This is a genomic window from Methylorubrum subtropicum, assembly GCF_038442325.1.
GTDB lineage: Bacteria > Pseudomonadota > Alphaproteobacteria > Rhizobiales > Beijerinckiaceae > Methylobacterium > Methylobacterium subtropicum.
Map to the genome: position 1 here is coordinate 1 of NZ_JBBXMW010000047.1, position 9,206 is coordinate 9,206.

Consider the following 9,206-nt stretch of genomic DNA (forward strand, 5'->3'; position numbering starts at 1 on the left):
CGACGCGCGGCGCGACCGTCTGGCCGAGCAAGGGGCCTGGGCCAACGTCAAGCCGATGCCCAACCGCAAGAACGTCCCTGCCTTCAGTGCCTTCCTGTACAAGTACCGCAATCTGGTCGAGCGGTTCTTCAGCAAGATCAAGCACTTCCGTGCGGTCGCGCCCCGATACGACAAGGACCCGGAAAACTTCCTCGCCACCGTCAAGCTCGCGGCCGTCCGCGTCTGGCTTCGAACTTTATGAGTCCGCGACCTAGTGCTCGGAACCCTATTTCTGAGCTTGTGCGCCACCACGGTGGTGCTGAGCGCTCTGTTTCAGCGCGAGTTGATCCGGCGCAAGGCTGCGCAGCAGACCATGGCGGTGCTGAATGCCGAGTTGCGGCAACTCGCGACCATGGATGCCCTGACGGGACTGGGCAACCGGCGGCAGTTCGATGAGATCCTTGCCCGGGAATGCCGGCGCGCAGCGCGGGTGGGCAAGCCGCTCTCGCTGCTGATGCTGGATGCGGACCACTTCAAGAGCTTCAATGATCGCTACGGTCACCAGCAGGGCGACCAGGCGCTCAAGCTGATTGCAGACGCGATGCAGACGGCGCTTCGTGCATCGTCCGACACAGCCTATCGAATCGGTGGAGAAGAGTTCGCGGTCGTGCTGCCTGACACCGAACAGGCGAGTGCGGAAACTGTCGCCGACCGCCTGCGGCAGGCCGTTCTCGGACAATGGATGCCGCATGCCGGCAACCCGCATGGATTGGTAACAATCAGCTGCGGTGTGGCTGTTCTGTCAACCGGATCGAGCGATGGTGCAGCGGCCCTGATCGCAGCTGCAGACAAGGCCCTCTATGAGGCCAAACGACAGGGGCGTAACCGGGTCCAGACCGCTGTATCGACACCCAACCAGCCTCCTTACATAGTTTTATCACGCATCTAAGCGGCTGGAAAAATCGTTTTCCGCACATAGGCCCCGAATGGTGGAATGATCGCTTGGGGTCGAAAGCGGCGGTTCGAGCCTACGAGCCAATTCCCGACGTAGACCGGTCGCATGCCTCAAAGTTTGATTTCCTCACACAGTTTCGGCATGCGTTTAATCGACTGAAAAACGGTCGTTTTTTGCACAGCGATGCTCAACCGTTTCAATGATCCCAATGATGAACTTGCTGTTCGGGGCAGACATCAATTTTGCCGCAAGCCTATTATTGGCGGTGGGCATACCGCCGATGCTGATCGGATTCATGCGTTACATCCGGGATAAGGCGGTTACCACGCAACCAGGTCTTTCTGCTGACCATGGTGGCCGAGAGCTTTCTCGGTACATTCCTCGGCTGTCGCTTCTCGGGCCACCGCCATCGCTTACTTCCCTGATCATTGCAACGTTGCCGACCGATCACCGTTATTAAGCTGCGCGGTTTTACGCTCGCTTTGTACGACATCGTACATATTGATGCAGCGATCTAGCCTGGCGGGACAGTACTTGTTCGTGGATCAAAAAAAGAAACACCTCTTAACAAAAGGCGCAATAAATGCTTGGAATTGATCAAATAGAGTTGGACAATTTTCAAAGACTATTGCCAGAGACTGAGCTTTTGCTACGGGCTGCTGTACGGGAGAAAGCAGTTGACCGACGACAAGACATCCTTTGCCAAGGCGACACACCGCAGGTCACCCATCTGCTCCTTTCGGGACATACCTTTCGCTACCGCCTTCTTGCCAATGGGCGTCGCCAGATCACTGCAATTCTTGTTCCCGGAGATCTATGCGACTTGGAAGCAGCAATGCTTGGGCGTGCTAATTACGGTGTTATGACGCTCACATACTGTTCTCTTGCGGAAATTCCATGCAAGCGGATTATCGAGCAGTCTATAAACGATAGAGCTCTGCTACGGTTGCTGCTGCGGCGCCAGTTGCGTGATGAGGCAATTACACGTGAATGGCTCGTGGGTCTGGGCCAGCGCACGTCGGTGGAACGGCTTGGTCACCTATTTTGCGAGCTTTGGGTTCGGTTGAATGCCGTAGGTTTGGCGACAGCGGACAGCTTCGAGATGCGCATCACCCAAGTCGAACTCGCCGAAGCGATGGGCATCACCGCCGTGCATCTCAGCCGCGTGCTAAGAGAGATGCGCGGAGCTGGGCTGATCCGGTTGAGTGGCGGCACCTTAACCATCCTCAACAGGACCGAACTTGAACGGCTGTCCGGGTTCGAGGCGAATTATCTGCAGGTTAGCTGACGGTCGCGAAGGTGCAGCTTCCTGCTCAGATCATATTGCAACTCCTGTCGTATTCTAAATCTTTGCGTCAGTCTGGCATTCAGGTGGAGCTTACTCAACCGCCCACGGTCATGACCGAGCCGCCATCGACGCGCACGAACGAGCCGGTGATGAAGCTCGCGCGATCAGAACAGAGGAACAGGACCATGGCTGCGACCTCCTCGGCTTTGCCACGCCGTTTCGCCACGATGCCAGGACGTTCCTCGTCGAGCGTCTGCTCGATCGCTTCATCGAACGAAACGCCTTTTTCCTTGGCTTTTTTGTCCATCTGCGCGTCGGTCATCGGCGTGGCGATGAACGCCGGTGCCACCGCGTTGACCAGCACCCCGTCCGGGCCGTAAGCCTTCGACAGTCCCTTGGCGAGGTTCATCACGCCCGCCTTGGCGGCGGCATACGGCAGTTCCTCCACGTAGGGCTGCACCGCGTCCTCGGATGAAAACAACACCACGCGGCCCCAGCCGGCTTTCCGCATGCCGGGAATGAAGGCCCGCGCCGTGCGTACCGCCGGCATCAGGTCGGTTTGCAAGGCCTCCAGCCAGCCCGCGTCGTCGATATCCAGAAAGTCGCCGGAGGCCCCAGTGATGCCGGCGGCATTCACCAGGATCGTCGGCTTGGCGTCAAAGGCGGCGTTGGCGAACGCGGCCAGAGTATCGGCCCCGGCCTGACCACTCAGGTCGGCCGCGACCGCCTTGACCTCGCCGAACGTGGCAAGCGTTTTGGCAGCAGCCTGCACCTGCGCCTCGTCGATGTCGGTCAAAACCACCTTCACTCCTTCTTGCAGGAGCATTTCAGCGGTTTTGTAGCCCATGCCCGAGTCGCCGCCGGTGACGACGGCGACCCGCCCTTTGATGCCAAGATCCATCTGCTGCGCTCCCCGCTGAAGCTTAACGCTGATCGGTCTGATCGCCGTCGCGCATCTGGCCGGTCGGCTCCTGCACATGCGCCTCGATAAACCAAAGCTGCTTGTCGACGGCACGCGACACCTCGGTGAACAGATCGGCCGTGTCAGCGTCACCAGCCTCGTCGGTCTGGTCGATGTTCTCACGCACGGCGTTGGCGTAGGCCGCGTAGCTGTCGATCAATGCTGCCAGGTGATCGGCGATCGCATAGATCCCAGTCGGATAAGCAGGCAGTTTACTGGCCTGCGCCACCACCTGCGTGGTCCCCAGCGCGGTCGCACCAAGCTGCACGGCGCGCTCGGCAACCTTGTCGTTCAGTCCATCGATCTCTTTGCGGAAGCCATCGAGCATCAGGTGGATGCCGATGAACTGCGGTCCCTTGAGGTTCCAGTGTGCCTGCTTGATTGCCAACGCCAGATCAATGCCGTCGGCCAGCCTGGCGTTCAGCGTCTCGATCGAGACCTTTTTGGCGTTGGAGTTCGTGCCGTTACGGGTCTGGTGCTGCCGCGGTGCTCCGCCTCGTCCCTGCTCGTTCGCTGCGCTCATGATCCTGCTTTCCGTTGCTGATGGTAGAAGGCAGAAATCGATTGCGCCCAACGGAGTTCCAGGCTTATGCGCCGTTGTCCGGATCACTTATTAGACAGGCTGCCTCGGGCAGGAAGGCGCATTGGCGGTTGCGTGAAATTCCGCCACAACACCCGCAGAAAAGGGAGGTTTGTCGGAACAACCCTCCCAGCAGTAAATTTCAAAGGTTGATCAATATGTTAGGACGATGATCCGAGCCGAGGGAAGGAGGGCAAGCTTGGCTGGGTCTGAAGTCAAAAGTCTGCCACGCGAATCACTGGAAGCGGAGGTGTTGCACCTTCGAGCCGAATTGGAGCAGATCCGCCGCAGCGGTCGTCGTGGCACTGACTGAAAGCTGCCAGACGGCTGTGCTCGGCACGCCCCCAGTTTCTTCACATGGTTTCTTCATGCATACAAGTGGCTGAAAAACGGTCATTTTCTGCACATGGGCTGACCTCACGATCTGGTGCGCGCCGCAACGCGGCGGAACGGGCAACAGGCTTAGCTGTTGCTGCCCGGCACGGTCGCACATCGGCCGCTGCATGGAGAGCCGCCATGAGCAGCACCACGGACAAGATCAAGGGTCTCGCCAACGAGGCCGCCGGAAACATCAAGCAGGGCGTCGGCAAGGCGACCGGCAATGAGAGCCTGCAGGCCGAGGGCAAGGCGCAGGAGCTGAAGGGCGAAGCCCAGAAGGCCAAGGGCGACGTGAAAGAGGGCGCCCAGCACGTGGCCGACAAGGTCACCGGCAAGGCCTGATCCAGCTGACGGCGTGCGCAGCCGCAAGGGCAGCTGCGCACGCTCGCCCCTCACAACCTTCAAACCTCAGGAAACGTCGAATGCCTCGTCTTGCTACCGTTGCACTGTTGCTCGCTGCCCCGCTTTTTGTTGCCTCGGCCTCCGCCGCTCCGGAGTCGAAGCGCGGCAATGCCGATCTCAAGAAATATTGCACCCGCGATATGCTTAAATTCTGCGGCGATATCGACCCTGACAGCAAGGAGATGGACGCCTGCTTCACCAAAAACCGCGCTGAGCTTTCTGAAAACTGTCGGCGAGCGATCACTGCTTACGAAGCAGCAGGTAGCAAGTAAGAGGTATGCTTATGCGTCGGATCGTTTTCGCCCTCGGCATCGCTGTTGCCCTGACGGGCAGCGCGCTTGCCCAGCTCCAGCCACCGATCAAAAGCCCGGAGGATGCGACCTGCCGCGAAGACGCCAGGAGCCGACTGCTCGGTGCGCCTAACCCCAAGGGGTTGTCGCCGTTCGATCTTGGCGCACAGCTCTACCACGAGTGTATGCGTCGCCTTGGGGCAGAAGGTGCCGACACAAAGCCGCGCGAGTGATCCATTCCCCGTTAGGAAACGGGTAACTCAAGCCGATCACCCTGCTGTGCATGCCTCGCTATGCACGTCGCATCTCAAGGGTGGTTGGCTGGGTAGGTGCGGTGCTCGTCTGCATCACACTCGCCGGCGCACTCGTCCGGGCCGATCACCGAGCCCAGGTAAAGGCTGCTATCGCACGTGACGCTGATCCAGCCATAACCGGCTCTCTCCCACCGTCTCCTGATCGATGGTGCGGGCTCGCCTTTTGGTGTCGGTGAACCGGATGCGCCTGCAGCCACGAAGGCGTAGCAGCGCGCTCTGTGCACATGCGAAAGCACGCCCCGGTCCACGCGTTCAACCGCGGCTACGGAGATCTCGTGCCCATGTCGCAGGCTGAACCGCCCATCACCGCCGCCGAGATCCGGCAGCGTGCCTACGAGCTGTGGGAGCGCAATCACCGGCCGGATGGGCTCGAGATCGAGTTCTGGGTGATGGCCGAGCGCGAGCTGCGTGCTGAGCGTCAGGCCCGTCTGTCCCGGCAGGGGAAGGCCCCAACCTCCTGAGCTTCCCACGTCAGGCGGCGATCAACGCCCGAGCGTTCAGGCTGAGGAGCGGGGTTAGATTGAACCGACGCGACAGACAGTGGGGGCACTTTCGCCCGCCGCGCCGGCCCACTCCGGCACGGTGGCCGAAGTACGAGCAGCCCCCGCCTGACAGACCAGGTGGTCAGGCAGGGGCCGCTGTTACGCGTTCACGTCGCCGTGTTCACGGCCGACGAGGCAAACTGGTTTTAGTCGATCACCTCGACAATCCGGCGGCTGCCCGGCTCGACCAGCACCGGGCGGTCGTTGACGATGGTGTAGCGGTAGCCGCTGGCGCCGTACTCGGCCGGCACCTCGTAGTAGGTCACGCCGTCGGACGGCAGCACGGTGCCGACGCGGACCTCGTCGCCGAAGCTGTAGGACGGCCGGGCCTCGCGCACGACGTAGCTGCGAAAGCGCGGGCGGCTATCGATGCCGAGGATGCCGTTGACGGTGCCGGTGGCCGCACCGATGGCGCCGCCGACGATCTCGCCGATCGGCCCGCCCTGCGCGCGACCGACCGCGGCACCCTCTTCGGCACCGCGCACGAGGCCTTGTGCCTGGGCCGCGGCCGGCAGGCTGAGAGCGAGCAGCGCAGCAGCCAGGGTGAGCTTACGGTTCATTAGGATGGCTTTCCAAGCAAGATGGGGCCGGCTGCGTGTCGCGAGCCCGGAGCTGAGGGGAGACCGGCCGAAGCTCAGTTGCCGTAGGGCGACGGCATGATGATGCGGACTTTGCGCACCGCCGTCGTGTCGCCGGCAGCATCGGTGCCGGCGGTCGTGCTGCCGCGCAGCTGGCTGGCGGGCAGCTCGATGTTGGCCGGGGCGCTGGATACGGTTATCTGACGCTCTTGGGCCTGCGCTGCAGAGACAATCACCAGGGACGACAGCGCGAGAGCAATGGTGGTGATCGTCTTCACGGCGAGCGTCCCAAGCGTGACTGTATGTTGCTTTCACAACGGCTAAGCTTGGCCGTAGTTCCGTGCCGATCCCACTTGAACTGTCGCCGATACGGCGACCGTGTGAGACATCGGGGCGGGCCGCTCTAGCTTCTGCGGTGAACCGCCAGAGGAGCAAGCGTGCAGAACCGGGATAGCGCAGCCGTGGATCGGGCGGAGACGCGGGCCGCCAAAGAGGCGCAGCGGCAACAGGATGCCGCAACCGTCTGGGCTGAGGTCGAGGCGGACCGGCAGGCGCTCGAGGCGCGAACGGAGCGGCTGCGGGCCGCACGGCTGGCACGGAATGCCGAAACACCCACTAAGCAGCGCCTGGTCCGACGAGGCAGGTGATCGGGGGGCTTCTTACCCACCCCGTCGGTGCTCCTCGGCGCGAACGCCGAAGCCGCGCCGGTTCCTATTCGGACGGCGAAAACGGTCAAGCGGAAGATCTCAGCTCGCCTGTCACGTGCGCGTGAAGCGTTGGTCCGATCACGGGGTAGAGCCTCAGGTTGGGTCAGACTCCCAGGATTGTGCGAGACGATTGTGCGCAACTGGGTTAGAAGGCGGTGAGAAAATCGCCCATGCTGATGCCCAGTCCTCCGCTTCCCACTCTCGTCCACGATCCGGCCCGGCTCGACGCCCTTGCAGCGCTCAAGCTGCTCGACACGGCGCCGGAGGAGGATTTTGACGACATCGTCCAGTTGGCGGCGCTGGTCTGCGACGTGCCGGTCGCACTGGTCAGCCTGGTTGCGGGTGATCGGCAGTGGTTCAAGGCGCGGGTCGGCTTTCCGCCCTGCGAAACCAGCCTCAACGCCTCGGTCTGCGCCTACACGCTGGCTGAGCCGGACGTGCTGACCATTCCGGATCTGACGGCCGATCCGCGCACACGCGACAATCCGCTGGTGACCGGCGAACCGTTCATCCGCTTCTATGCCGGAGCACCGCTGCACGCTCCGGACGGTCAGGTGCTCGGCAGCCTGTGCGTCATCGACCATAAGCCCCGCGCCCAGGGCCTCACCGCCAAGCAGGCGGACGGCCTGCGGCGGCTGTCACGGCAGGTGACGACCGTGCTGCGCGAACGACAGCTCAACCGGGAAATGCGGGCGACACGTGACGCGCTGCACCTCTCCGAGGAGCGGCTGAACTTCGCCTTTGCGGCGGCGGGCAGCCTTGGCTGGTGGGATTGGGACATCCCGGCCGACCGGCTCTATGCCGGGGAGCAGTTCGCCCGGATGTTCAGCGTCGATCCCGTCAAAGCCGCGCAGGGTGCACCGCTCTCCGCCTTTGTCGATGGCATCCACCCCGATGATCGCGGATGGGTTGGCGAGCGCATCCAGCACAGCCTGGATACGGCAGGCGAGTTCAGTGAGGAGTATCGCCTGTGTCGTGCCGACGGCGCGGTTTCATGGGTCCATGCCCGTGGGCGCTGCTTCCACGATGCCGGCGGCAAGCCGGTCCGCTTCCCCGGCGTCGTTCTCGACGTAACCGCACACCGTGAGGCCGACGCCGCCCGCCTCGCCAGCGAGGCCCGGCTGCGGACCGTGATGGAAACCGTGCCGGTCGGCATCCTGCTGGCAGAGGCCCCGTCCGGGCGCATCCTGATGGGCAACGGGCGGCTGGCCGAGTTCCTCGGCCATGAGACGCTCTATGCGTCCTCCAGCAATGCTTACGGCGGGTTCGTCGCCTTTCACGGCGACGGTCGCCCGGTGGATGGACACGAGTACCCGCTGGCGCAGATCACCAGCGGTACGTGCAAGCGGGCGAGCCTTGAGGTTCAATACCAGCGCCCGGACGGCGAACGCCGCTGGATCGCGATTGCCGGCGAGGCTATTGACGACGAGCAGGGCGCAACGGTCGGCGCGGTGGTCGCGGTCAGCGATATCGAAGACCGCAAGGCCGCCGAAGCTCATCAGGACATTCTTAACCGCGAGCTGTCGCACCGGTTGAAGAACACCCTGACGCTGGTGCAATCGATCGCCTCGCAGACCCTGCGCAACGCTCCAAGCCTCACGGCCGCCCGCGATGCGCTCGCGGCCCGCCTGATCGTGCTCGGTAAGGCGCATGACATCCTGCTGGCCGGGCAGACCGACAGCGCCAGCGTAGACCAGGTGGTGCAGGAGGCCGTGAGCCTCCACGACGACACCGGTCGGCGGTTCAGGATCACCGGGCCGAGCCTGCTGATCGGCCCATCAGCGGCGCTCTCGCTCGGGCTAATGCTGCACGAGCTGGCGACCAACGCCCAGAAGTACGGTGCCCTGTCGGTGCCGGCGGGCTGGGTGTCCATCGGGTGGACGGTCGAAGGCGAGGGCGCCGAGGCGGTGTTCCAGCTCGACTGGCAGGAGCAGGGCGGCCCGCCGGTCACGGCACCTACCCGCACGGGATTCGGCTCGCGGCTGATCCAGCGCGGTCTCGCCGGGGGCGACGTGTCGCTGCGCTACCACAGCGAAGGCGTGCATTGCAGCTTGAGCGCTCCGCTCGCGGGATTGCGCGTGGACGTGCAACCCGCCGCCCTACCTTGTCCGGCGTCAGCACTTTTGAGACAGATTGAGGGCCTTCACGAACGGAGGATGGCTGGTTCATCGTAGCCCCCAGGAGCGAAGATGAAGCAGCCATCCGGGCCGGCACGGAAGCCGGCAGAAGCCG

At 63.0% G+C, this 9,206-nt stretch carries 11 protein-coding genes and 1 pseudogene; 7 read left to right on the forward strand and 5 right to left on the reverse strand.

Annotated features, from left to right (window positions below; translation table 11 throughout):
* A pseudogene (locus AAHG03_RS26910) lies at positions 1–241 on the forward strand (IS5/IS1182 family transposase); the annotation flags it as partial.
* 36 nt (positions 242–277) lie between these two features.
* Entirely contained in the window at positions 278–928 is a 651-nt protein-coding gene (locus AAHG03_RS26915) for a GGDEF domain-containing protein (protein WP_342154930.1), read from the forward strand.
* Between the two features lie 153 nt (positions 929–1,081).
* Here AAHG03_RS26915 and AAHG03_RS26920 read toward each other — a convergent pair whose 3' ends face one another.
* Positions 1,082–1,231 carry a hypothetical protein gene (locus AAHG03_RS26920; protein ID WP_342154932.1) on the reverse strand — a complete coding sequence of 50 codons (150 nt, stop codon included), beginning with the start codon at positions 1,229–1,231 and terminating at the stop codon, positions 1,082–1,084.
* Between the two features lie 286 nt (positions 1,232–1,517).
* Here AAHG03_RS26920 and AAHG03_RS26925 point away from each other — a divergent pair, with 286 nt between their 5' ends.
* The gene (locus AAHG03_RS26925; RefSeq protein WP_342154934.1) at positions 1,518–2,222 is read left to right on the forward strand and encodes a Crp/Fnr family transcriptional regulator; all 705 of its coding nucleotides are present in this window, start codon (positions 1,518–1,520) and stop codon (positions 2,220–2,222) included.
* Between the two features lie 94 nt (positions 2,223–2,316).
* Here AAHG03_RS26925 and AAHG03_RS26930 read toward each other — a convergent pair whose 3' ends face one another.
* Together AAHG03_RS26930 and dps are read right to left on the reverse strand one after the other, a co-directional pair.
* On the reverse strand, positions 2,317–3,123 hold the full coding sequence (locus AAHG03_RS26930; protein ID WP_342154936.1) for an SDR family NAD(P)-dependent oxidoreductase: 807 nt from the start codon (positions 3,121–3,123) through the stop codon (positions 2,317–2,319).
* A 22-nt stretch (positions 3,124–3,145) separates the two neighbouring features.
* Positions 3,146–3,706 carry a DNA starvation/stationary phase protection protein Dps gene (dps, locus tag AAHG03_RS26935; protein ID WP_342154938.1) on the reverse strand — a complete coding sequence of 187 codons (561 nt, stop codon included), beginning with the start codon at positions 3,704–3,706 and terminating at the stop codon, positions 3,146–3,148.
* A gap of 573 nt (positions 3,707–4,279) precedes the next feature.
* Between dps and AAHG03_RS26940 the strand changes: the two genes are divergently transcribed.
* From AAHG03_RS26940 to AAHG03_RS26950, 3 genes are all read left to right on the forward strand, one after another.
* The gene (locus AAHG03_RS26940) at positions 4,280–4,483 is read left to right on the forward strand and encodes a CsbD family protein (protein ID WP_342154940.1); all 204 of its coding nucleotides are present in this window, start codon (positions 4,280–4,282) and stop codon (positions 4,481–4,483) included.
* Positions 4,484–4,563: 80 nt separating this feature from the next.
* Positions 4,564–4,815 (forward strand): 3',5'-cyclic-nucleotide phosphodiesterase, encoded by a 252-nt coding sequence (locus tag AAHG03_RS26945; protein ID WP_342154942.1) that lies wholly within the window; start codon positions 4,564–4,566, stop codon positions 4,813–4,815.
* Positions 4,816–5,428: 613 nt separating this feature from the next.
* Complete coding sequence (locus AAHG03_RS26950; RefSeq protein WP_342154944.1) at positions 5,429–5,608, forward strand: DUF2934 domain-containing protein; 180 nt, start codon at positions 5,429–5,431, stop codon at positions 5,606–5,608.
* Positions 5,609–5,835: 227 nt separating this feature from the next.
* Here AAHG03_RS26950 and AAHG03_RS26955 read toward each other — a convergent pair whose 3' ends face one another.
* Together AAHG03_RS26955 and AAHG03_RS26960 are read right to left on the reverse strand one after the other, a co-directional pair.
* Positions 5,836–6,249: a DUF1236 domain-containing protein gene (locus tag AAHG03_RS26955; RefSeq protein WP_342154946.1), complete on the reverse strand. Its 414-nt coding sequence runs from the start codon at positions 6,247–6,249 to the stop codon at positions 5,836–5,838.
* 74 nt (positions 6,250–6,323) lie between these two features.
* Positions 6,324–6,545, reverse strand: a complete 222-nt coding sequence (locus AAHG03_RS26960; RefSeq protein ID WP_342154948.1) for a hypothetical protein — start codon at positions 6,543–6,545, stop codon at positions 6,324–6,326.
* A 599-nt stretch (positions 6,546–7,144) separates the two neighbouring features.
* Between AAHG03_RS26960 and AAHG03_RS26965 the strand changes: the two genes are divergently transcribed.
* Entirely contained in the window at positions 7,145–9,148 is a 2,004-nt protein-coding gene (locus tag AAHG03_RS26965; RefSeq protein ID WP_342154950.1) for an HWE histidine kinase domain-containing protein, read from the forward strand.
* Positions 9,149–9,206 lie beyond the last annotated feature (58 nt).